The organism is Winogradskya consettensis (assembly GCF_018332715.1).
Taxonomy (GTDB): domain Bacteria; phylum Actinomycetota; class Actinomycetes; order Mycobacteriales; family Micromonosporaceae; genus Actinoplanes; species Actinoplanes consettensis.
Genome location: NZ_BOQP01000050.1, coordinates 112,527 through 134,489 on the forward strand (window position 1 = coordinate 112,527; position 21,963 = coordinate 134,489).

Consider the following 21,963-nt stretch of genomic DNA (forward strand, 5'->3'; position numbering starts at 1 on the left):
ATCGGTGTTCAATGCCGATCGCACGGTGTTCCGCAGTAGACGGCCTCCCCCGCGGGGGAGGCCGGTTGCGCTGACCGGCGGACGGGCCGCCACGCGTGTGCCCAGGTTCCGACATCCGTCGTTGGTGACCATTGATGAGATGGCTTACCGTGGTCGGCATGGAACCCGGCGTACGGGAACGTGCCCTGCAGGTCCTTCAGGACGCACTGCTGTGGGACCTGACCGTCACGCAGTGGACCGAGGTCGGGTATGGCCTACGCAGGCTGCGACGCGCCTGTGACGCCGGTGACGACCGCAGGCAGCGCGACGCCGTCGCGGACCTCGAAGTTGCCGGGCCGCACCGGGTCTCCGGCCTGGAGGACGCCGGACGGTTACCCGCGCCACGCGAGGTGCGCGAACGGATCAACGAGCTGATCCACACCCTGGGCCCGCCCGTGCCGTCGGCGCAGCGGGCAGCCGGGCAATCGCGGGAGACCGGGCGCAGCGCGGAGCGGGACAGCGATGCTGGCACGTAGTGCCCTCGTGGTGCACCTGTTCGCCCCCAGCGGCGGCGATCGGCACGACGAGGCGCTCGCACACCTGGCCCGGGTGTGGGAGGACTGCGGGAACGATCTGGGGATGACCGAGGCGGTACCCGGCACCGGAGTGGGCGCGGACTTCCCCGCCGACGGGCCGGCCCTGGGACTGCTTGCCGCCCGTACGGGCTCGGGGCCGGGCCTGTCGCAGGTGGCGCTGCGCCGCGAGCGCGACGCTGTTTGCCTGTCAGCCCTGATGCAACCCGAGGCGTCGGACTGGAGACGGCTCGACGCTCGTTGGTCCGAAGTGCTCGGTCATGACGATCATGGGTTGCTGGGTGCGGCCCGGTTGTTCCTGGCGCTGGGCGAGGCGACGGCTGAGTCCATCCGCATGGCGCCCGCCGACCCCGAGGCGCCCGCCGGGTGGTGGCGGGGCGGTATCACCGTCCCACCCGGTCTCTCGGTGTGGGAGATGTCCGCGGCCGACGACGCCCGGGCCGAGCGTCGCCTCGTGGTCGTCGCGGGGCATGACCAGGACCCCGCGCTGACGGCGTGGGTGTGGACAACCCGCGAGCGCGGCCTGCCTCCGCTCGCCAGGTACCTGTTGCATGCCGCGAAGTTGCGGTACCAGCTGCGTGTGTGGAGCGCGTCCGAGCCGATCGGCTCGTTGCGCTCCAGGACGGACACGGCGATCGGTACGCTGCTGGAGCGGATCACCGTGGCGGAGCGGGGCGCCGGGCCACTGTCCGAACTGATCGCTGCCGGACACGTCGTGCTGGATCTGCAGGCCCGGGAGCGCGGGCTGACGGACCGGTCGACGCGGAACCGGGAGATGGCCCGTACCGTTCGGATCGCCGCGGTGAACCTGACCCAGCTCGGCGACCCGGCCCTGGGCGGGCCCTTCACCGACGACCAAGCCCTCGCCGAATGGCTCGAACAGCGACTCGACGACGAGACCACCTACCTGGATGCCGCCTCACATCGCGCGGAACGGACAGGCGCGCTGGCCGACCAGTTCGTCGAGCGAGCCCTGCAACGCCGGCAACAGGTGATCAACCTTGGGCTCACCGGGGTGATCGGCGCGATCCTGATGAGCCTGGCCGCCGTGCAGTCGCTGGAATACCAGGTGCCGCTGCCGGGGCCGGTCAAACCCGCTGTTGTCGCGGCTCTGGGCGCATTGGCCCTGCTCGCGGCGTTCGTCGTGCTGCGCGCCGTGGCCCCGGATCGCCGGTGGTCGTCGCTGTTGCTGCGCGGCGCCGCGGCCGGCATCGGCGCCACACTCGCCTGGCTCGCGGTGGCCGTCTGCACCGGCGCCGGCCTCCCGGCCGCCGTGACGTGGGCCTGCGCTACCGCCGGGGCCGCGCTCGCGGTCACCATCCAGAGGAGGTGGAGTCCGTGAGCTACGTGATGTTCTACGAGGAACCGGAAAAACGGCGCACACAACAGCAACAGCAGAAGCAGGCGCCCGCGGCGGCGAAACCGGGCGCGGCCGTGGAATCCGTGGAGGACAGCGAAGACGTACGCCTCGCCATGCGAGCCCACCGGCGGTTCACCCGCGAGGACGACCGCCTGTTCCTCGACGACTGCATCATCCGGCTCGACCGGGTCCGGCGGCGAGGACGTGCCGTCGACCCGGCGCTGCTCAACAATCTCGGCGTCGCCCTGCTGGACCGGTTCCGGCTGGACGGCCGGGCCGCCGACCTCGACCTCGCCTGCCGCATCCTCGAACAGGGATACCGGATGGCCGAGCCGGGCAGCCGCGTCCACGCCCGCATCCTGACCCACCTGGCGCAGGCCCGGCGCGAAGACCTCAACCCCGCGCTGCAGCGGCAGGTCGCCGAAACCCCCGGCGTCCCGATCGTGATCCGGATCCGAGCCGCACGGGACAGCGGCCGGGCCGCCGCCAACGACCACGGTCCGGCGGCCGGGTTCCCGCTGCTCGACACCGCCGTGGGCCTCCTGCCCTCGGCGCTGATCGGCGCGCGCGAACAGATGCTGCAGATCCTCGCGGACTTCCCGGGGCTGGCGGGTGAAGCCGCAGCGGCGGCGATCAGCGCCGGTGATCTCCCCCGCGCTGTGGAACTGCTCGACAACGGGCGCGCCATGCTGTGGTGGCAGCACATGCACAGCCGCGAGGCGCGGGACGTCGTCGCCGAAACGTACCCCGACGTCGCCGCTGAACTGGAGCGTACGGCGGCGGCGCTGAAACCTCAGCCCTACACCCCGGGCGGAGATGACCGCATGATCTTCGCGCCGGCTGACGAACGGGCCGACCGCGCCAACCCGCTGGATGTACTGACCATGCGCTACGCCGAACTGGCCGGGAGGACGCCGCTGTCCAACCTCGGCGTGGCAGACATGCCGTACGACGACCTACGCGAAGCAGCGCGTGAGGGTCCCGTGGTGTACGTCAACGTGAGCCCCTGGCGTTGTGACGCCCTGATCGTCCGCGCCGACCGCACGCTGCCGGACCTCGTCCCGCTGCCTCGCCTCACCGCTACCGCAGTCGACCGCCAGGCGCGGCGTTACCTCGAGGCGATGACACACGGCACCGGCCGGGCCCGCGAAGATCAGGTCGCCGGCATCCTCGCCTGGCTCTGGCGTGCCGTCGGCGAGCCCGTCCTGGCCGGCCTGCCCCAGCCACGCCCGAACCGGCGTATCTGGTGGGTGCCCACCGGCGCACTCACCACGCTGCCGCTGCACGCCGCCGGTGCCGTCCTCGACGAGGCGGTGTCTTCCTACACTCCGACCCTGCGAGATCTCCTGCGAGCTCGATCCTCCCGCGTCCGGGCCCGTGACCCCAGGCTCCTTCTCGTCATGCCGCAGCCATCGGAACTGCCGGGCGCCGCCCGGACGCGGGCACTGCTCGACAACCTGTTTCAAGCGCCACCGGCGACCGTACGCGCCGGCCCCGAAGCAACCCTCAACCAGGTTCTGCAGGACCTGACCGACCACTCGTGGGTCCACTTCGACTGCCACGCCGTCCAGGACCTGCGAAACCCCCTCCTGAGCCGGCTCACCCTGCACGACCAGCCACTGACGATCGCCGCCCTCGCCGACCTGCCCGCGACCCAGGCCGAGTTCGCATTCCTCGCCGCATGCGCGACGGCCGCGGGCGGCGACCAGGTCTACGACGAATGGATCAGCCTCACCGCGGCACTGATGAACGCCGGCTTCCCCGCCGTCGTCGGCACACTCTGGCCCGTCGCCGACGCGCCCACGGCCCGCATAACGAAGCGGATCTACGAACACATCATCGTCGGTCAGATCGTCGTGCACACCCTCAGCGCCGCAGCCTTGCACCAGGCAGCGCTCACCGAACGACACGAGTCCCCGAACCATCCGAGCACCTGGGTCTCGTTCGTACACTACGGGCTGTGAAGCTGCCCTGAGCAGCGCTGACTCCCGTCCCGCCACCCGGTCCCCGGTGGCTCGAACGTCTGGCTCAGCGCCGCAGCCGGACCGGACCGGCATCGATCGCGACCCGGAACAACGAGTACGGGTAACGGCGCAGGTCCTTGCCGAGCTGGTACTTGTCCTGCCGGTACAACTGGTTCGCGGTCACGTACACATAGCCGTCTGCGACCGACATGGTGTCCGGCCACAACAGCCTCGGATCATGCACCACGGTCTCGAACGTGCCGTCGGGCAACCGGCGAAGGATCGCATTGTGCTCGCCACTGGTGAGGTACAGCCGCCCCCGGTCATCGGTTTCCAACCCGTCGGACGCGCCGCCTTTGTCGCCTTCGTCGATCACCGTCGCGGCGACCTCGTCATCGCTGACGTCCCGGTCGGCGAGCGCGTCGGCGTCGACGCTGTACCAGCGGCGGGAGGCGAGCGGGCAGTAGTAGACGCGGGAGCCGTCAGCGGCGATGGCGATGCCGTCCGCGCCCATCAGCACCGGTTTCGCCGGGCCGTCGGCGGGGCGTTCCATGAAGACGGCGCCCTCGACGATCGGCAGGAAATCCGGGGGCTCGACCGCCTTCGTGGAGGGATGCTCGTGCAGCCGCCGCCACGCCTCACCAGTCGCGAGATCCACAACGATGAGCGCGTTGGGGCCCTGGTCCGACGAGTCGGTGATGTAGGCGACGCCGGCTTCACCCTTGCGCAGATCGAACCGCACATCATTGAGATAGGTGGTCGGCAGCGCCACGTCCGCGCTGAACGTGATGGTCTGCACGACGGTGTCCGTGCCCAGGTCGACACAGACGAGTTTGGGACCACCGGGCTTCGTCTCCTGGAACATCGGCGCACCGGTGTCGAGGACCCAGAGCCGGTCGTCCGGATCAACCACGATGCTCTGCACGGAGACGAACGCCGTGGCATCGTCATCACCCGACGGGCTGTTCCACGCCTGGTCCGGAAATGCGACCGGTCCACCGTCGCGGATCTCCGCGACGGTGAAGGCCACCTCGTCACCCCACTTCGGGAAATTGACGAAAACCCGCCCCGTCGCCGACACGCTAACCCCCGTCAGCATCGGCCCGTCGTCGAAGGTGTGCACCGTCTCCAACGCGCCGATGCCTTCGTCCTTCGGCTGCATCACGAAGTCCTTCACCAGATCACCCGTCCCCGAACGACACATCGCTGTCACTGAGAAGCGGATACCACGGAACAACCACTCTCCGTGAACGCAGGCATGTTCGACGACAGCGATCAACCGTTATGCGGGAGTGGCTGCTGGTGATGGCAGAATGCGGGAGTGGATGTTCGGGTGCGTAGCAACATCACCTTTACGGGCCGTGACGACGGTCCGGTAGTCATGCTTGCCCACGGCTTCGGATGCGACCAGAACATGTGGCGGCAGATCACAGCCCGGCTCGGTGAGCAGTCGCGGGTGTTGCTCTTCGACCATGTGGGGGCGGGGCGCTCCGACCCTTCAGCGTGGGATCCGGACCGGTACGCGACCCTCGACGGCTACGCCCAGGACGTCCTGGAGATCTGCCGGGACCTTGATCTGCGGGATGTGATCTTCGTCGGGCATTCTGTCAGCGCGATGATCGGGGTGCTCGCGGTGGCCGAGGAGGCGGATCGCTTCGCCGGCCTGGTCCTGGTCACGCCCTCACCCTGTTACATCGACCAGGACGACTACCGGGGCGGGTTCAGCCGCGACGACATCGACGAGTTGCTGGACTCGCTGGACAGCAACTATCTCGGCTGGTCCGCCACCATGGCACCGGTGATCATGGGAAATCCTGACCGGCCGGAGCTGGGCCAGGAACTGACCGCCAGTTTCTGCCGCACCGACCCCACCATTGCGAAGGCGTTCGCCAGGGTGACGTTCCTGTCCGATCAGCGCGCCGACCTGCCCCGGGTGAGCGTGCCCACGCTGGTGCTGCAGTCGGCACAGGACGCGATCGCGCCGCGCGAGGTGGGCGCCTACGTAAATGCTCATATTCCGGGTAGTCGGCTGGTTACCCTGGACGCTACCGGGCATTGCCCGCAGTTGAGTGCGCCACAGGCGACCGCGCAGGCCATCGCGTCATTCGTGGCCGAATGCCGGTGACCGACCCTTCGCCGGGCGCCGGATCGCGCTGCGAGGCGGTGCATGAGTCGGCGTTTCCGGCCATGCTGGAGGACAACATCGACGATCTGTACGACACCGCACCGTGCGGCAACCTGTCGACCTTGCTGGACGGCACGATCGCCAAGGTCAACGCGACGCTGCTCGGCTGGCTGGGCTACAGCCGTGACGAACTCGTCGGCCGGAGACGCTTCAGCGATCTCCTCACCGTCGGTGGCCGGCTCTATCACGAGACCCACTTCGCACCGCTGCTGCAGATGCAGGGTGAGGTCAACGGCATCGCTCTCGAGCTCCGATGCGCGGACGGGTCCCGGCTCCCCGTGCTGGTCACCTCGGCGGTCAAAACCGGCGGCGACGGCCAGCCCCTGCTGATCCGCACCACCATCTTCGACGCCCGTGAACGCCGCGCGTACGAAAAAGAGCTCCTGCACGCCCGCCAGGAAGCCGACGCCGACCGGGAACGTCTGCAGGGCCTGGTCGCTGGGCTGCAGCACAGCCTGCTGCCGGACATGTTGCCGGCACCGCCTCGCATGCAGGTCAGCGCGTACTACCACATGGCCTCCGCCGACCGGATCGGCGGAGACTTCTACGACCTGTTCCCGCTGACAGCCGACCGGTGGGGTTTCTTCCTAGGCGACGTGTGCGGCAAAGGCCTCGCCGCAGCTGCCACCACCGCAGCCGCCCGCTACACCCTGCGCACCGCCGCGGCCTACGAACCCGATCCCACCCTGGTACTGACTCACCTCAACAGCGCCCTGTACCAGAACTATGACAGTCCATCCCACCGCCACTGCACGGTCGTCTTCGGCATCCTCACCCCCACCTCAGCCGGTTACTCGGTCACCATCGCCGGTGGCGGCCACCCCGCCCCCATGCTGCTGCGCGCCGACGGCACCGTCGAGGCGCAGGACGTCGGCGGAACCCTCATCGGCAGCCTCCGGACACCGAACGTCGCAACGCGAACCTTCTCCCTCACGGCCGGCGACACGCTGATCCTCTACAGCGACGGCCTGCTCGAGGCCCGTATCGACCCAAGTACTGACCGCTATGGCGAAGACGCACTGGAAGCCTTTCTCGCCCGGTCGACGCCGAGCACCGCCCCCGCAGCCGTCGAGGCCTTGACCGGAGTCCTGGCGACTTTCGAGCGGCTCGACGACGATGTAGCGCTCATGGCGATGTCATTAAGGCACCCGGCACCCGACAGCTGACCACGCTGAATGCCCTGATGTCGTCCACCTGCTCCGCGGACCAGCAAGCGAGGTCCGAGTCCGCGACGACGTGGTCGACCGCCACGAGCACAGCGCTCCCCGGCGGCCCGGAGGTCGTTCTGCGTGAACCGCGTGGCTTGGTCGATGGTGCCGGTGCTGGTAGAGCTTTCTCAGATGCTTCTCACCCTCCGATCGCGACGGTGGCGACAGTGGCGCCGTCCGACGATGTCAGGGTGAGGACGTATCGGTGTGGGCCGGTGATTCCCGGCAGGACGAACATTCCGTCGGTGACCGCGGCGGAGATCGGCTGGTCGCCGCCCTGCAGGGTGACGCGGTCCACGCGGTCGTCGAGGACCAGGCCGCAGATCAGCTCCGTGCTGCTGCCCCGCTGACCCTGCTCGTCGGTCACGAAGTGGTAGAAGGCGCCAGAGGTGATCACGTACGGGTTGGGGCCGGCCTCACGCGCCGCCGGCGAGACCGGGGTGCGCCCGTCGGTCACCAGCAACCGGGCGGTGCCCTGCTCGTCGTCGACCAGGCAGAACGCGAGCAGTCCGGCGTACCGGGCGGTCTGCACGCGCTCAGTGGCGGTGAGCGTGACGGGGGCGGCGGCCTGCCAGGCGTGCGCGTCGACCAGCGGCGGGCTGCCGGCCTCGGCCCCGCACGAGGTGAGGCCGGTCCGCGTCGGCTGCGGGCGGTCCTTGCGGGGGGCCACCACGGCGGGAAGCGTTCCGGACTTCCCAGCAGTGGGGTTCATGCCTAGCAGCAACTCCAGCTCGGGCGGTCGCGCCGTCACACCGTTGGGGATGACGAACGCGCCGTCGCGGATCTCTGCCGGGATCTCGGAGCCGTACGCGTCGGTGGTCATCTTCGGGTCCTTGACGGACAGGTACTTCTCGCCGTCGGCGACAACGCCCGCGACGGTGCCGTTGGCCGACACATAGGTGACGCGCGCGCCGGACGCGGGCCGACCGGCCGGGGCGGACAGCGCCGCCGTCTCCGGGGTCAGCTCGCAGAATCTCAGCTTGTCGCCGGAGCGCAGAGTGACCAGGGTGACGCCGCCGGACGACGAGGTGAACAGCGGCTTCCAGCCGTCCGCCGCGCAGCGCTCCGTGTCCTCGGCGGTCGCGCTGTCGCGCTGGTCGTACCGCGGCGCCGGGGCGGAAGGCGACTCGGGCGCGTCCTGTTCGACCGGGTGGCTGCTGGGCACAGGGCCGCCGCCCGGACCGGGACCGGGCGAGGCGCCCGTCAGCATCGGGATGCCCACCGCCGTGACGGCAACCGCGGCCGCCGCCACGGCGACGACCATGCCCGTACGGGCAGGGCGGGCGGGCCGGTCGCTGATGCCCACGGCCAGCCGCCGGCGGGCCTCGGCCCGGACACCCAGGGGCAGCTTGCGCGGCGGGGGAAGGTCGTTGAGGTCGAACATCACTGTTCCTCCGGAACGCTTCGGTGTAGACGCGCGCGGGCCCGGCTGAGCCGGGACTGGACGCTGTGGACGGTGATCCCCAGGATCTGGGCGGCGTCCTCGGCCGAGGTGCCACCGAGCAGACACAACTGGACGGCCTCCCGCAGCGCGCGGGGCAATTGGTCGACGGCGGCGAGCACCCGGACCAGACGGGCGGCCGCGGCGTCCCGTTCCACCACCCGCTCGGCGTGGTCGGACGCTTCCCTGCCGAGCAGCCGGGGCAGGGCCTTGACGAATCGCGCCACCCGGCGGCGTTCGCTGCGGCAGACATTGCCGGTGACGACGTAGAGCCAGGGCAGGGCACTGCCGCTCACCAGCCGCAGATCCTGCCGACGCCGCCACGCGGTGAGGAAGACGACGGAGAGCAGTTCGTCAGCCTCGGTCCACGAGCCGGTCAGCCGGTACGCGTAGTTCCACACCCTCTCGCTGTGCTGCTCGTACAACTCGGTGAAGGCAGTCCGATCTCCGGCTAGGACAGCGTCGCGCAACGTCGCATCGTTCGGCGTCTGGTCGGCGGCGGGCGGCGCGCCTTGTTCGGACATCACACCCCCTTGTTGCCGCCCGGCCCCTCCCGTCGCCAATCATGAACAGTGACCTGGACCACACCATGGAGACGCCTTATGCCCGCGCCGGCTTCCGAGAGCGGGCCCATCGCGCTCGAGCGCGCTACGCCATGGCCATCAGGACCGGCCGCGTCGGTCAGCACCGTGCTCACCCTTCGCCAAGATCCGTCAGCCGCCTTTGCGCAGGCGGGCCGTGATGCGCGCGCCGAGCTCCGTGGTGAGTTCGTCGCACTCACCGGCCAGGCCGAGCGCGCGGGCGAGCTGCCGTAGAGGTCCACCGCGGCGTGGGCCAGGTCGGCGAGCGCCGCGACGTCGCGGCGCATCCGCCACCACGCGGTCAGGGTGACCGATACGCCGATCTGGGCCGCCGGCCACCAGGCGATGCCGACGAGCAGATAGAGCAGTCCCCATGCGGCGAGGATGGCGGCAGCGCGGAAGGCGGCCAGTAGACAGATGTTATGCAGCGACTTCCTAAGAACTGATCCACCCGATCCGATGCCCGCCCCCGTCGCCGGACGCGGGCATCGACACGCCATGTCCAACCCGGCGCCCCGAACCGATGCTGGACCGGTGACACCTGACCTGACCCGAGCTATGCGCCTCACCCTGGGTGCGGTTCACCCTGGTTGCCGCACCGGCCGCGGCCCAGGGTGGAGACATGACCGATTCCAAGACCATTCTGATCACCGGCGCCAGCAGCGGCATCGGGGCGGCCACCGCGCGGCGCCTCGCGGCCGAGGGACACACCGTCGTGCTCGGCGCGCGGCGCACCGACCGGCTCGAGGCCATCCGCGCCGAGGGCGGTGACGTGTACGTCGACCGGCTCGACGTCACTGACCGCGCGGACATGGCGCGGTTCGTCGACACCGCCGTACGCACCCACGGCCGCATCGACGTGCTGATCAACAACGCCGGCGTGATGCCGCTGTCCCGCCTCGATGCCCTCCTGGTCGACGAATGGGACCGCATGATCGACGTCAACGTCCGCGGCCTGCTGCACGGTATCGCCGCAGCCCTGCCCCACTTCCAGCAGCAGGGCACAGGTCATTTCGTGACTGTCGCCTCCATCGGCGCGCACCAGGTCTCCCCCACTGCCGCGGTCTATTGCGCCACCAAGTACGCCGCCTGGGCGATCACCGAGGGCCTGCGCCAGGAACTCGACCCGGCCATCCGCGTCACCACGGTGACCCCGGGCGTCGTCGAGTCCGAGCTCGCCGAGTCGATCAGCGACCCGGTGGCCCGCGACGAGATGCGGGTCTACCGCGCCAACTCGATCCCAGCGGACGCTATCGCACGCGCCATCTCGTACGCGGTCGGCGAACCCGCCGGCGTCGACGTCAACGAGATCATCGTCCGGCCGGCAGCCCAGCGCTGACCGCTCGCCTGCCCACCTACCGCCAGAGTTTGACGTTGAGGACGATGCGCCGGCCGTTGGTGTCGTTCACACGGGCCCACGCGACCTCGCGCTGCGACGTGTAGAAGCAGAACTGGTCGCCTGGGGACACGGCGTCGGCGTACAGCACCGTCACGCCGTTGATCGTCTCGTACAACTGGTCCATCAGGCCCGTGCAGCGGTTGCGCGCTTCCTTCTCGTTGGTGTCGACGAAAGCGAAGTCGCTGTTGTTGGCATGCAATTCGGGGACGACGATCCCGGCTGCCAGGAAAAGGTCGACGGCACCGTTCGCGCCGTCGGTGGTGATGACCGTGGGGCGGTCGGTTTCGAGGTCGATTCCCCTGCTTTCCTCGAGTTTGACCTCGATCGCCGGTTCGCCGGCAGGTTTCGTCGATGCGGTTGGCGTGGAGGCCGCGGATATCGAGGGCGTTGCGGCCGATGATGGCTCGCCCGATGCGGTGATCTTCGGAACGAGCACGGCGGTGAGCGTTGACGCGCCCAGGACGGTTCCGGCGATGCCTATCAGGAGCCGGCGCCCGAAGTTCTCATCCCAGCCTCGCACCAGCAGGTAGGCGCCGGTGAGCAGCAACAGTGCAGCGGTCACGGTGATCAGCGTCAGGGAATCCAGGGCGAAGAGGGTGACCACTGCGGTCACGTCGGCCACGACGGCGACGCCGGCCAGCAGGTGCCGCGAACGAGCGATCGGTTGCGAGCTCACCCCGGTCCATCGGCCGGCGGGTGCCGGCGGTTACTGAGGTTCCCTCTGACGTGCGATCAGGGTACGGGGCCAGAGCGGTTCGGCGGCGGCCTCCTCGGCGAGTCGTAGCACGCGCAGAATGTTGCGGCCGGTCAGCTTCTCGAGATCGGCCTGGGTCCAGCCGCGTGCCGCCAGTTCGTCGGGGAGCCGCGGGTATCCGGCGACGTTCTCAAGCCCGATCGGCATCCGGTCACAGCCGTCGTGGTCGCCGCCGAGGCCGATGTGCTCCAACCCGGCCACGGACCGGATGTGTTCCACATGATCGGCGACCTGGGCGACGGACGCTTTCAGCGGCACCCCGCTACCTCGACGCTCACCGGCACGCCGCCAGCGACGCTTGACGCTGCCGTTCAGAGCATGCAGCGTGTGATGGCGGATCCTCGAAGCGATCAAGAGTTCGTTCACCGATGTGGCGGTAGCCTGGGTCTCCATGTTGCTACGTACGCAGTCCTTCGGCGCACTGCCCGACGACGCCGAGTTGGTCCGGGCCGCTCAACGGGGTGAGTTGGAGAGCTTCGCGGCCCTCTACGCCCGGCACTACGCGGGGATGCGCGGAGTTGCGATCCGGTTGCTCGGCGGCGCGCCCGACGCCGAGGACGCCTGCCAGGACGCGGCGATCATCGCGATGGTCCGCATCGGCGACCTGCGTGACCCGGAAGCTGCCCGTGCGTGGCTCCACAGCATCGTGCGCAACAGCTGCAAGATGCTGTTGCGGGCCCGTCGCCCGGTGCCGGTCGGGCTGGCCGGGCAGGATCTGGTCGCGCCGGAAGCCGAAAACCCGGAAGCCGTCATCGACCGTAACGCGAACAGAGACTGGGTGTGGCACGCCATGGGGCAGCTGACCCCCGCCACCCAGCTGGTGGCGATGCTGCGGTACTTCACCGACCGGAGTTCGTACGAGGAAATCGCCACCGCCTGTGGAACACCTGTCGGTACCGTACGCAGCCGCCTCAGCGAAGCGCGCCGCCAACTCGCCGCCTCACTCCCGCAGGCGACCGGCGAGCCACACAGCGATACCGAGGCGCTGACTCTCAACCGCCGGGAGGAAGCAGCGGAGATCCTCGCGGCACCCCGCCGGCTCGCGCCACTGGCCGCGGCCCACCGGCGATGGGCGGACGATCTTGTCTGGTTCTGGCCGGGTGGCGAACGGACGGTAGGTTTTGACCGGCTGTTCGAGGTGTTCCGCCGCGACTACGAACGTGGCGTGACGTACAAGCTGAACGACGTGGTCGCCGCGCCGGGAACCACGATCTGGACAGCGGAGTTCGTCTGTCCGCCGGATACGCCGCGACAATGCCCCCCATCGGCCGTCTGGCTGCTGCGCGAGAAGCAGGGCCGGGTAGCGGAGTGTCGCTTCAGTTACGCGCAATGAAGGTCCTCCAACCAGTTCCCGTCCTCGCGTTGTGGCGGCAGTCTGGTGCTGAAGCATCCGGTTGACCGCCGCCGCGCGCTCGACCGGCGTCTCGGTCACGATGAGCAGTTCTTCGGCGTACGTCCGGACCAGGATGTGTGTCGAATAGCGGCCGCCATCCTCCTCGGTGATCAGCGCTGCTGCGGTGAGCTCGGACAGCGCCGCGTGAACGGCCGGCGCGGCCCTGTCGGCAAGGCTGACGCATGCCTCGGCTGTCAGATCCGGGCCCATCCCCGCCGACATCAATCGGAACAGCCGCGCGGATTCCTCGCTCAGCCGCCGGTACGACGACGAAAAAGCCGATCGGGGATCGCACACGTCCCCGCCGCCGGACAACGCGTCGAGCCGGTCGCCACCCTCACACAACTGGGCATGCACGGTGTCCAGCGAAACAACCGGCCGCGCTGTGAGGCGAGCGGCCAGAACCGCCAGGGCGAGAGGCAACCGGCCGCACAGCTCGATGACATCGTCCACCATCTCCGGCGTCGCCGAGTCATCAACCCGGCCGGCGAGCCGGCGGTTGAACAACGCCCGGGCGGCGCCGAGTTCGGGCACGTCAACGCGCAGCAGATGGGCGCCGTCGAACGCCGCCAGGCCGAGCAGCGGAGATCGGCTGGTCACCAGCACCAGACTGCCGGCGGAGTTCGGCACCAGCGAGCGGACCTGAGCGGCGTTCCGGACGTTGTCCAGCAGAATCAGGATCCGTTTACCCGCGGTCAGACTCCTGAAGGTGCCGGCCCGCTCGTCGAAGGTGTCCGGAATCTCGGAGACGGCAACACCGAGCGCGTAGAGCATGGCTGCCAGGGCGTCACCGGCCGAGAGGCTTTCGTCCTCGTTCCGGTCACCCCGCAGATCGAGATAGAGCTGACCGTCGGTGAAACCGTCGGCGACCCGATGCGCAAAATGCACCGCCAGGGCTGTCTTGCCCACCCCACCCATACCGTCCATCGCCACCACCAGCGGGCTGGTCCGCCGCTGCTCATGCGTCCCCTCCATCATCTGGGTCAGGACAGCCATCTCCCCGGTACGGCCGGTGAAGAGCGGCTGATCCGGCGGCAGCTGGGCCGGACGGACGTGCATGCCAGGCCTGTGAAGCTGCGGTGCGGGTGGGACCTGTGCTGCTGTGGAATCGCTGTCGAGCCACACGCTCTGGGTGAGAACGCCGTGGTACGCCTTCTGCAGATCGCTGCCCGGGTCGATCCCGAGTTCTTCGGCAAGGCGCTCCCGGATGACCTGGTGCAGAGCAAGCGCCTCGGCCTGGTGTCCCGAAGCGGCGAGCACAGTGATGAGTCCGGCGTGCACCAATTCGTTCAGAGGGCTCATCCTGACCGCCAGTCGCAGCGGCGCGAGCATGTCGGCGGCACGCCCCAGCCCCGTGGCGATCCTGGCGGCGTCGACGACGGCGTCGAGGAATTCGTGGTCAACGGCCGCGAAGGTCGCCGCCGCCGAACCGTCGGCCAGCGCCTCACCCACCGGTCCACGCCACATCCGCAGCGCGTCGAGGTAGGAGTCGAGCGCCTCCTCGTCGCGGCCGGTCCCGGAAGCCTCCCTCGCCGAGGCAACGAGCTCACGGAAAGCCGGCAGATCGAGAACATCCTCGCCGGCCGAGAGCAGGTAACCGTTACCGTGCTTCAGGATGTACGACCCGGAGGACCTCGGCACCAGCCCGGGCTCGAGCAGCCGTCGCAGCGCCCCGACGTACTTATGGATGATGTTGACCGCGCTGACCGGAGCATCGTGGCCCCACATCAGGTCGACGAGAGCGGCCGTGCTGGTCGGAGAACCAACCCGAGCAAGTAGCAACGCCAGCAGGCACCGTTGCTGCCGTGGACCCGCCTCCAGTTCGACATCGCCGCGCCAGATCCGCAGCGGGCCCAGAACCGTCAGGCGCAACGCCTCCGCCTTCACCGGATCCGGATGGATCACTGGCCGGGTCCTCCCCCGTGACCTCCCATCCGTGCTACCGGTCGAGTGCTTCAAACCGGTGACAGCAACGCGACCGGACCTTTCCGCTACACCCGTTCGCCCGTTCATCCACACCCCCGTCATCGTGCGCACCACCCCCGGTGCCACCTGGTTCCGACAGGTGGATGCCGCTCATGACGGAGAAGTTCGATCATCTACGCGAAGTTTTCTCCACCCCCGCTAGTGCCGTGACCACAAACGTTGGCCGGGTTGGTTAGGCGGCTTGCGCGGTTTGGCCGCCCCAGCGTTGTTGTCGTTCGCTGCGGACGCGTGCGCGTTCGCGGCGTTGGGCTGCCAGGACGTCGGGGTGGCGGGCGTTGGCGTTGCGCCAGCGCAGGTATTGATGCAGGTGGCGGCCGAGGGCGACATGGTTTTGGTGGTCGGATCCGGCGATGACGAAGGTGCGTAGCGGCCCGAAGTGGGCCTCGATCGGGTTGGCCCAGGATGCGTAGGTCGGTGTGAAACACAGCTCGACTTTGTTCCGGACCGCCCATTGCCTGATCGCGGTGCCCTTATGGGCGGACAAGTTGTCGAGGATGACGTAGATCGGCGCGCCGTCCGGCCGCTTCGCCCGGATTGATTTCAACGCGGCGAGGCTGTTCGCGGCCGATTTCTGCTGGTGGACGACGCCCCACAGGGTGTCGTCGCCGAACGAGTAGCAGCCGTGGAACTGCCGGACGCCGTGCAGCTTGTGGTAGTTCGCGGGCAGCCGGTCGGGATGGTTTGTCAAGCCCCGGGTTTGATGGAGAGTTGGTTAGCTGGTTTCCAGGGTTGCGGTGACCGGGTGGGTCATCGCGTGTAGTGCTTCGTGTTCGGCGGGTGGGACATGTCCGAGTTCGCCGTGCAGGCGGCGGTTGTTGTACCAGTCGATGTACTCGACGGTGGCCATCTCGAGGTCGTCGAGACCGCGCCAGGGACCCTTATTACGGACGAGTTCGGCCTTGTAAAGGGAGTTGAACGCCTCCGCCATCGCGTTGTCGAACGAGTCGCCCTTCGAACCGACCGAGGCGACCGCGCCGGCCTCGGCGAGGCGCTGGCTGTAGCGAATCGCTCGATATTGGACTCCCCGATCGGAATGATGGACTAGTTTCCGCAGGTCAGCGCCCTGGTTCTGGCGGCGCCAGATAGCCATCTTCAACGCGTCGAGTGCCAGATCCGTGTAGAGGCTGGTGGCGACTTGCCAGCCGACGATTAACCGGGAGTACACGTCGAGCACGAACGCGGCATAGACCCAGCCCACGCTCGTGCGCACGTAGGTCAGATCGGCGACCCACAACTGGTTCGGATGCTCTGCGGTGAAGTCACGTTTGACCAGGTCATGAGGTCGTCCGGTCTCCGGCGCGGGCCGGGTCGTGCGCGGTGATCTGTCCCGTAGCAGCCCGCGTAACCCGGCTGCGCGCATGAGCCGTTCGACGGTGCACCGGGCCGCCGGCGCGCCTTGGCGGTGCAGCTCGTGCCAGACCTTGCGGGCGCCGTAGACGCTGTAGTTGTCCTCGTGGATCTGCTCGATCGTCGCGGTCAGCTGTTCGTCGCGTCGTGATCGGGCCGAGGCGGGGCGGGTTTTCGTGGCGTAGTAGGTCGACGGTGCGATCTGCGCCGGCGTGTGTTCAAGCGCCTGCAGGACCGGCTGGACACCGTGTTCGGCCTTCTGGGAGTCGACGAAGGCGACCTTCATCGCGACGGACGGTCCAGCTCCGCCGCGAAGAAAGACGCCGCGGACTTCAGGATCTGATTCGCCCGGCGCAGCTCACGATTCTCCCGTTCAAGGACGGCCAGGTGTTCCGCGTCGCTGCTGGTCGTGCCCGGCCGGTCCCCGGCGTCGACTTCGGCCTTCTTCACCCAGCCCCGCAACGCTTCTGGATGGATCCCGAGTTGATCGGCGACCCTGCGGATCGCCCCGACCGCAGACGCCGGGTCCCGGCGGGCCTCGACCGCCAACCGGGTCGCACGCTCACGCAACTCATCGGGGTACTTCTTCGGTGCCGGCATAGCTAAATCTTCTCCCAGGTTTCGATGTCTCCATCAAACCCGGGGCGAGACAGTTCTTCGGCTGCCAGCCGGATCCGGCCTGCGGGCGGATCGTCAAAGGTCCGAACTCGTCGAACGCGAAGACCCGCTGCGGGAAGTGAGTGGTGACGTGCTCGATACGGGAGAGTTTCGCTTCCCGTTGCGGGTCGTTCGACTCCTTCCAGGTCTTGGTTCGCTGGAAGGTGATCTCGTGTTTGCGCAGCAACTGGCGTAGCCGTTCGCGGCCGACCAGCACTGTCCGGGTGGGGTTGGCGGCGAGGTGGTCGGCGAGTTTGCGGATGCTCCAGCGGGTGAACGGCCGGCCGAGTGCGGTAGGGCGGGTGTTGGCCGTCGTGACGATGAACTGCTCGTCGTCAGGACTGATCTGGCGGGGACGGCCACCCGCCCACTGAGGGTCCAGGCTGGGCATCCCCATCTCGTTGAACCGGTGGATGACACCGCGGACGGAGTCTTCGTCGGCCTGGACCAGCCGAGCGATGACCGGCACGGTGTTGCCGCCGGCGGAGGCCAGCACGACCATCGCCCGACGCAACCGCACTGTCGAACCGGTACCACGACGCACGAGTCGTTGTAGCTTCTGACCTTCTTGATCACTTAATCGGCGCACTCGAACGGGTTCTGCCACCCGCACAGCCTCGACCGATACCGGGTCCGCGAGGCGGACCCGGCCCGGTGTGTCACCCAACCCGGCCAACGTTTGTGGTCAGGGCACTAGCCTGGCTTCGCCGACGACGGGTGGGTCGTCCTTCCCACCCCTGATGATCACCGTCCGGCCGGGCCTCGATCCGGACGGTGATCACCTCGATCAGCCTGTTCTATGAATGAACTCGCGCTGTCCTACCCAGCCGACGTGAACGACGTAATAGTGTCGTTGAACTCACCGATACTTGCGTAGGACATGCCGGCCCTGATGACACCCTTCGCGCCCTTGTAGTTCACGTCAGCACATACGACGATGTCGTGTCCGGTGTTGTTGTAGAACGACGAGATATTATCGTTGATGAACGAGCCATCACTGAATTTCCAAGTCGAGTCGAAGCTGGGGACCTGCGTATTGGCGATGGCCTTGGTCGGCCCGAGGTAGTCGTTGTCCATCCAGACACAGAATTTCCCTGCCGTGCACGTCGCCGCACTGGCCGCCACCGGTACGGCGAACATCCCGGCAATCACACCCACAGCAGCGACCGCCGCCGCGATAACTGGTTTCATCCTCATGGTTCATTCCTTCCTTGTCACCTACGTACGTTCAAGGAACGGTAAACAAGGCAACTTGACCCCGCGTGGACAAGAACTTCATGGCTGCGCCCGCTCCTGCGCCTGGCGATGAGTGAGCATTTTTAAGTAACGATCCGGTCGGCCCGCGAATGCATATTTGATCAAGTCGCTGTCCAGCTCCCGAACCTATCGTGGTCGTAATGACCGACAAGGAGTTTCAGAATCCAGCGGATCTCGTGCAGCTGCTGCGGCGCAATGCAGGCGAGCACCCTGACCGGATCGCCGTGCGGGTGGCCGGGCAACCGGGGCTGACCTGGAGTGAGGTTGACGAGCGCGCGAGCTCGGTGGCCGGCGTGCTCGCGAAGTGCAGCGAACCGGGCGACCGCGTCGCCTTGCAGTTCCCGACTGACGCCGATTTTCTCCCAGCGCTGTTCGGCTGCTGGTATGCGGGCACCGTGGCGGTGCCGGTGCCACCAGGGCGGGCCGGGGAGAAAGCCGTTCAACACGCCGAACCCACGATGATCGTGACCATCGAAGACCATGTGGAACGCCTGGGTGACCGCGGCCTGACCGTCGGGCGGGCGATGGCGCTCGGTTTGACGCACTCCCCCGGGCGGGCCGGCCACGATGTCGCACTGCTGCAGTACACCTCGGGCTCGACCGGCACGCCGAAAGGCGTGGTGATCACCCACCGGAACTATCTGCACAACATGCGGATGGCGGCGGACCTCGTACGTGCCTTCTCACCGGATGTCGAGGTCTCACAGGTGGTCAGCTGGCTGCCCCACTTCCACGACATGGGGCTGGCGTTCCTGTTGTTCGCCGCATGGCAGGGCGGCACGGCAACGATCATCCCGCCGCTGTCGTTCCTCAAGGACCCGGGGGTGTGGCTGCGGACCATCAGCGAGGTCCGGGGCCAGTTCACCGCAGCGCCGAACTTCGCCTTCGACATGTGCACCCGCCGCGTGCCCGCGGCGAAGGTCGCCGAGCTCGACCTCAGCTCACTGGCGGTCGTCCTCAACGCGGCCGAGCCGGTACGCGCCGAAACCGTGGACCGGTTCGCCGGGCACTTCGCGGCCGCCGGTTTCCCCGTGGAGGCCATGGCACCGACCTACGGCCTGGCCGAGGCCACCGTGCTCGTCAGCGGAGTACGCAACGGTGGCCCGCCCAGCACGGTGCGCTTCGACCGGCGGGCCCTGCAGACGGGGACAGCCGTCGAGAACCCGGTGGCGGGGCCGCTGCTGGTCGGTTGTGGCCGCCGCGTCGAAGGACTCAGTGCGCGGATCGTCGACCCGTCAACCGGCGTCGAGCGTACCCCCGGCTGCATCGGTGAGATCTGGTTGCACGGCCCGAATCTGTCCGGTGGCTACTGGCGCGATGAGCGCTCGGCGGACACGTTCGGGGCACGGATCGCGGGATTCGACGACCGGCCTTATGTACGGACGGGCGACCTCGGTTTCCTGTACCGGGACGAGCTGTTCGTGATCGGGCGTGCCGCCGACGTGATCGAGCAGAACGGCCGCTGTCTGCAACCCGAGGACATCGAGTTCACCATCGAGCGCAGCACCCCGGCCCTGAACGGCCGCCGCTGCGCGGTCGTCCCCTACGGCGCCGGCGGTGATCGGCTCGCCGTACTCGCCGAGATCCGGTTGCCCCTTCCCCTCGACCCCGAGCAACGGGTGTTCATCGAAGTGGCGATTCGTGAAGCAGTCCGGGTGGAGCACGACGTCGAGATCGCCCGGATCGAGTTCGTAGCGACCGGAGCCATCCCGGTGACAACCAGCGGCAAGGTACGCCGCACCCAGGCCCGCACGAAGCTCTGACCCTGCCGCGTCAGCAGGGGCCGCGCCGCTGCCATCCGGCACGGCCGGCCCCTTCCGGGAAATCTCGGCTAGGCCGCGGGCGCGCGGTCAACCGGGCCGCCGTGGAGCCGGCGAACTACCGATCCGGACGATCGAACTTTCTCCGGTCCCAGCGACTCTTGAGGGTATGACGATGAACTCCATACGCGACCTGGAGCCACAACTTGCCGCCAACCGCCGCTACTGGTGCGGCTGGGCCGGCGCCGCACCGGATGACGATCTGCCGATCTATCGAACCGACATCCCGCATCCCCTGCTGAACGGGGTCCTCCGTGTCCGCAACCTGCCGATCGGGGACGCGATCGAGGAGGCCAAGAACCGGCTGACCGGTTCCGCCTGGAGCTGGTGGGTGCAGCGGGACAGCGACGAAGGTACGGCTGAGCGCCTGCTTTCCCATGGCGCCGAGCAGGTCGGCCACACGCCGATCATGGCAGTGGACGTCACCACGGTTGCCGAGCCGGTGGTCCCCAAAGGCCTGAGCATCCGCGCCGCCGCAGAACCGGCCGAGATCCAGCGCTATGTCGAGGCATGGGCCGGGCCGCTCGGCGTCACCGGCAACCTCGGCATCGTCGTCGAGCGGGAGCTGAACTTCTACCCCGACATGGTGCGTCTCGCGGGCGTCGTCGACGGCAGGACCGTGGGTACGTGCACGCTGTCCCTCGGCACCGCAGACGTCGGCGGCCTCTACACCATCACCACTGATCCCGACTATCGCCGGCGCGGTATCGCGACCGCGCTGACCTTGGAGGCGTTGCGGATCATCCGCAAAACCGGCCGGCACTTCGCCACCCTCCAGTCCAGCGGTGCCGGGCTCGCGGTCTACGAGAAGATCGGCTTCCGGACCGTGGCCCATTACGATTTCTACCAGCTGCCCGAGTGATCCGGCGAGTGCTCACAATGGGTTCGAAGTGGTTCTGATCTGGCGAGCGCGGCAGTCGAATATGGTCAGGGCCACCAATAGACTGCCCCGGCGCTGCCCATAGGGTCGATCGGTGACCCTGACGGACACGTTTCCCACTCTTCGTCGATGACGGACGAGGATCGGGAACGCGCGGACACCTGGCAGGCTCTTGAATGAGGTCGCGAACTTTCTAATGGCGGCGAGGCCTTCGCGGCTGGTCGCCGGCACCGACCCGGCCATTGACGGTCCCCCTACCATCGCGTGCATGAGAAGAATCCTGGCTGCACTCTTCGCGACGGCAGCGCTGGCCACGACAATGGGTTGTTCGGATGACCCGGATCCTGTCGGCGCGTCGAAGCGTCAGCCCGCCGATGCGGCCGAGGTCGAACACGTAGGAGGAGTTCACCTGCCATCGGGAACCAAGCTGCTTTACGCCGAGTCTGCCGGCTTCGCGGACACTGATCTCTGGGCGGTGTTCCGCTTGCCTACGACCGCACTCGATGGGTTCCTCAGCGACGGAAAACTACCGAAGCCCGTCCCCGGCCTACGGACGGCCGCCGACTCGTTCACCGCCCGCGACGGCTTGGACCCCAAAGCGGCCGTCACGGTGTCCGGCATCGACGAATACACCGATGCCAAACCGGGAACTTACCCCCGCATGATGATGTTCGACCTCGACCAGCCCGGCGAGGTAACCGTCTACCTACGGGCCGAGACCACGTGAGTGCGGTCCACCCCGGATGCGTGGAGTATTCGGCCAGGGGCTGAACGCAGCGATCGTGAGCGTCTCCTGGGGAAGGCGAACCAGTTGGCGATGAGTTTGGCCGCGTCCATCGGCACGACCAGGGCTATCGCGGTGTCCTGCGCGAGTACGGCGCGGCGCCAGCGCTGATCGGGATCTGCTGCGGCTGGGGTGATGAGCCGATCGAGGTCGCCGACACTGCGGCCCATGGACTGCCACGGCTCGGAGTGAATCGGGCCCGGCGGAGATAAGCGCACGGTCTTCCCACATGCCAGACGAGTAGCTGAATCCGGCTGACCCCGGCTGTTTCCGGCCAGGACGGGGACGTCCTGGCCGGACGTCTGACAGGTGTCTCAAGGCGCTGACGAACTCAGCCGGAACGGCGTTGAGTTTCTCTGACATCGATTCTGGCTG

At 68.1% G+C, this 21,963-nt stretch carries 19 protein-coding genes and 3 pseudogenes; 10 read left to right on the top strand and 12 right to left on the bottom strand.

Going from position 1 to position 21,963, the window contains the following annotated elements:
- The first annotated feature begins 134 nt into the window (after positions 1–134).
- Genes Aco04nite_RS39805 through Aco04nite_RS39815 form a run of 3 tightly spaced genes read left to right on the top strand, consistent with a single transcriptional unit; the run spans position 135 to position 3,896 of the window.
- On the top strand, positions 135–515 hold the full coding sequence (locus Aco04nite_RS39805; RefSeq protein ID WP_213002412.1) for a CATRA system-associated protein: 381 nt from the start codon (positions 135–137) through the stop codon (positions 513–515).
- Positions 502–1,914, top strand: a complete 1,413-nt coding sequence (locus tag Aco04nite_RS39810; RefSeq protein ID WP_213002413.1) for a CATRA conflict system CASPASE/TPR repeat-associated protein — start codon at positions 502–504, stop codon at positions 1,912–1,914. Before Aco04nite_RS39805 ends, Aco04nite_RS39810 begins: the two co-directional genes overlap by 14 nt.
- Positions 1,911–3,896 carry a CHAT domain-containing protein gene (locus Aco04nite_RS39815; protein WP_213002414.1) on the top strand — a complete coding sequence of 662 codons (1,986 nt, stop codon included), beginning with the start codon at positions 1,911–1,913 and terminating at the stop codon, positions 3,894–3,896. The genes Aco04nite_RS39810 and Aco04nite_RS39815 overlap by 4 nt, the downstream gene beginning before the upstream one ends.
- A gap of 64 nt (positions 3,897–3,960) precedes the next feature.
- Here the strand turns inward: Aco04nite_RS39815 and Aco04nite_RS39820 are convergent, their stop codons facing one another.
- Complete coding sequence (locus Aco04nite_RS39820; protein WP_244876648.1) at positions 3,961–5,073, bottom strand: L-dopachrome tautomerase-related protein; 1,113 nt, start codon at positions 5,071–5,073, stop codon at positions 3,961–3,963.
- Between the two features lie 144 nt (positions 5,074–5,217).
- On the opposite strand from Aco04nite_RS39820, the gene Aco04nite_RS39825 reads away from it, so the two are divergent.
- Both Aco04nite_RS39825 and Aco04nite_RS39830 read left to right on the top strand, forming a co-directional pair.
- The gene (locus Aco04nite_RS39825; protein ID WP_280519475.1) at positions 5,218–6,021 is read left to right on the top strand and encodes an alpha/beta fold hydrolase; all 804 of its coding nucleotides are present in this window, start codon (positions 5,218–5,220) and stop codon (positions 6,019–6,021) included.
- Positions 6,018–7,247 carry a PP2C family protein-serine/threonine phosphatase gene (locus tag Aco04nite_RS39830; protein ID WP_244876649.1) on the top strand — a complete coding sequence of 410 codons (1,230 nt, stop codon included), beginning with the start codon at positions 6,018–6,020 and terminating at the stop codon, positions 7,245–7,247. The genes Aco04nite_RS39825 and Aco04nite_RS39830 overlap by 4 nt, the downstream gene beginning before the upstream one ends.
- A gap of 181 nt (positions 7,248–7,428) precedes the next feature.
- On the opposite strand, the gene Aco04nite_RS39835 is transcribed toward Aco04nite_RS39830, so the two are convergent.
- The 3 genes from Aco04nite_RS39835 to Aco04nite_RS39845 are packed head-to-tail and all read right to left on the bottom strand — an operon-like array spanning position 7,429 to position 9,817.
- The gene (locus tag Aco04nite_RS39835) at positions 7,429–8,673 is read right to left on the bottom strand and encodes a hypothetical protein (protein WP_213002416.1); all 1,245 of its coding nucleotides are present in this window, start codon (positions 8,671–8,673) and stop codon (positions 7,429–7,431) included.
- Positions 8,673–9,254: an RNA polymerase sigma factor gene (locus Aco04nite_RS39840; RefSeq protein ID WP_213002417.1), complete on the bottom strand. Its 582-nt coding sequence runs from the start codon at positions 9,252–9,254 to the stop codon at positions 8,673–8,675. Before Aco04nite_RS39840 ends, Aco04nite_RS39835 begins: the two co-directional genes overlap by 1 nt.
- Positions 9,254–9,817: a hypothetical protein gene (locus Aco04nite_RS39845; RefSeq protein ID WP_213002418.1), complete on the bottom strand. Its 564-nt coding sequence runs from the start codon at positions 9,815–9,817 to the stop codon at positions 9,254–9,256. The genes Aco04nite_RS39840 and Aco04nite_RS39845 overlap by 1 nt, the downstream gene beginning before the upstream one ends.
- Positions 9,818–9,933: 116 nt before the next feature.
- On the opposite strand from Aco04nite_RS39845, the gene Aco04nite_RS39850 reads away from it, so the two are divergent.
- Complete coding sequence (locus Aco04nite_RS39850; protein ID WP_213002419.1) at positions 9,934–10,650, top strand: SDR family oxidoreductase; 717 nt, start codon at positions 9,934–9,936, stop codon at positions 10,648–10,650.
- A 16-nt stretch (positions 10,651–10,666) separates the two neighbouring features.
- On the opposite strand, the gene Aco04nite_RS39855 is transcribed toward Aco04nite_RS39850, so the two are convergent.
- The 3 genes from Aco04nite_RS39855 to Aco04nite_RS39865 form a co-directional block, all read right to left on the bottom strand.
- Entirely contained in the window at positions 10,667–11,386 is a 720-nt protein-coding gene (locus tag Aco04nite_RS39855; protein WP_213002420.1) for a hypothetical protein, read from the bottom strand.
- Positions 11,387–11,416: 30 nt separating this feature from the next.
- A complete protein-coding gene (locus Aco04nite_RS39860) occupies positions 11,417–11,722 on the bottom strand; it encodes a membrane dipeptidase (RefSeq protein ID WP_244876650.1) in 306 nt (101 codons plus the stop codon).
- A gap of 139 nt (positions 11,723–11,861) precedes the next feature.
- Complete coding sequence (locus Aco04nite_RS39865; RefSeq protein ID WP_213002479.1) at positions 11,862–12,104, bottom strand: hypothetical protein; 243 nt, start codon at positions 12,102–12,104, stop codon at positions 11,862–11,864.
- Between Aco04nite_RS39865 and Aco04nite_RS50120 the strand changes: the two genes are divergently transcribed.
- Positions 11,994–12,797, top strand: coding sequence for an RNA polymerase sigma factor (locus Aco04nite_RS50120; protein ID WP_369076668.1), 804 nt, complete (start codon positions 11,994–11,996; stop codon positions 12,795–12,797). The genes Aco04nite_RS39865 and Aco04nite_RS50120 overlap by 111 nt on opposite strands.
- A 1,206-nt stretch (positions 12,798–14,003) precedes the next feature.
- On the opposite strand, the pseudogene Aco04nite_RS50390 reads toward Aco04nite_RS50120, so the two are convergent.
- From Aco04nite_RS50390 to Aco04nite_RS39890, 5 genes and pseudogenes are all read right to left on the bottom strand, one after another.
- Positions 14,004–14,885: pseudogene (locus Aco04nite_RS50390) on the bottom strand (AfsR/SARP family transcriptional regulator); the annotation flags it as partial.
- A gap of 130 nt (positions 14,886–15,015) precedes the next feature.
- A pseudogene (locus Aco04nite_RS39875) lies at positions 15,016–15,525 on the bottom strand (transposase); the annotation flags it as partial.
- A 30-nt stretch (positions 15,526–15,555) separates the two neighbouring features.
- Positions 15,556–16,790 (bottom strand): IS3 family transposase gene (locus Aco04nite_RS39880; RefSeq protein ID WP_438874982.1). Its coding sequence is split into 2 segments (ribosomal slippage): positions 15,556–16,511 and positions 16,511–16,790, totalling 1,236 coding nucleotides; the frame shifts between segments, so codons are not numbered across the junction.
- Between the two features lie 52 nt (positions 16,791–16,842).
- A pseudogene (locus Aco04nite_RS39885) lies at positions 16,843–17,454 on the bottom strand (helix-turn-helix domain-containing protein); the annotation flags it as partial.
- Between the two features lie 212 nt (positions 17,455–17,666).
- Positions 17,667–18,044 (bottom strand): peptidase inhibitor family I36 protein, encoded by a 378-nt coding sequence (locus Aco04nite_RS39890; protein WP_213002424.1) that lies wholly within the window; start codon positions 18,042–18,044, stop codon positions 17,667–17,669.
- A gap of 200 nt (positions 18,045–18,244) precedes the next feature.
- On the opposite strand from Aco04nite_RS39890, the gene Aco04nite_RS39895 reads away from it, so the two are divergent.
- The 3 genes from Aco04nite_RS39895 (at position 18,245) to Aco04nite_RS39905 (ending at position 21,531) form a co-directional block, all read left to right on the top strand.
- Entirely contained in the window at positions 18,245–19,867 is a 1,623-nt protein-coding gene (locus tag Aco04nite_RS39895; RefSeq protein ID WP_213002425.1) for a fatty acyl-AMP ligase, read from the top strand.
- A 172-nt stretch (positions 19,868–20,039) separates the two neighbouring features.
- On the top strand, positions 20,040–20,786 hold the full coding sequence (locus Aco04nite_RS39900) for a GNAT family N-acetyltransferase (protein ID WP_213002426.1): 747 nt from the start codon (positions 20,040–20,042) through the stop codon (positions 20,784–20,786).
- 286 nt (positions 20,787–21,072) lie between these two features.
- Positions 21,073–21,531 (top strand): hypothetical protein, encoded by a 459-nt coding sequence (locus Aco04nite_RS39905; protein ID WP_213002427.1) that lies wholly within the window; start codon positions 21,073–21,075, stop codon positions 21,529–21,531.
- Positions 21,532–21,963 lie beyond the last annotated feature (432 nt).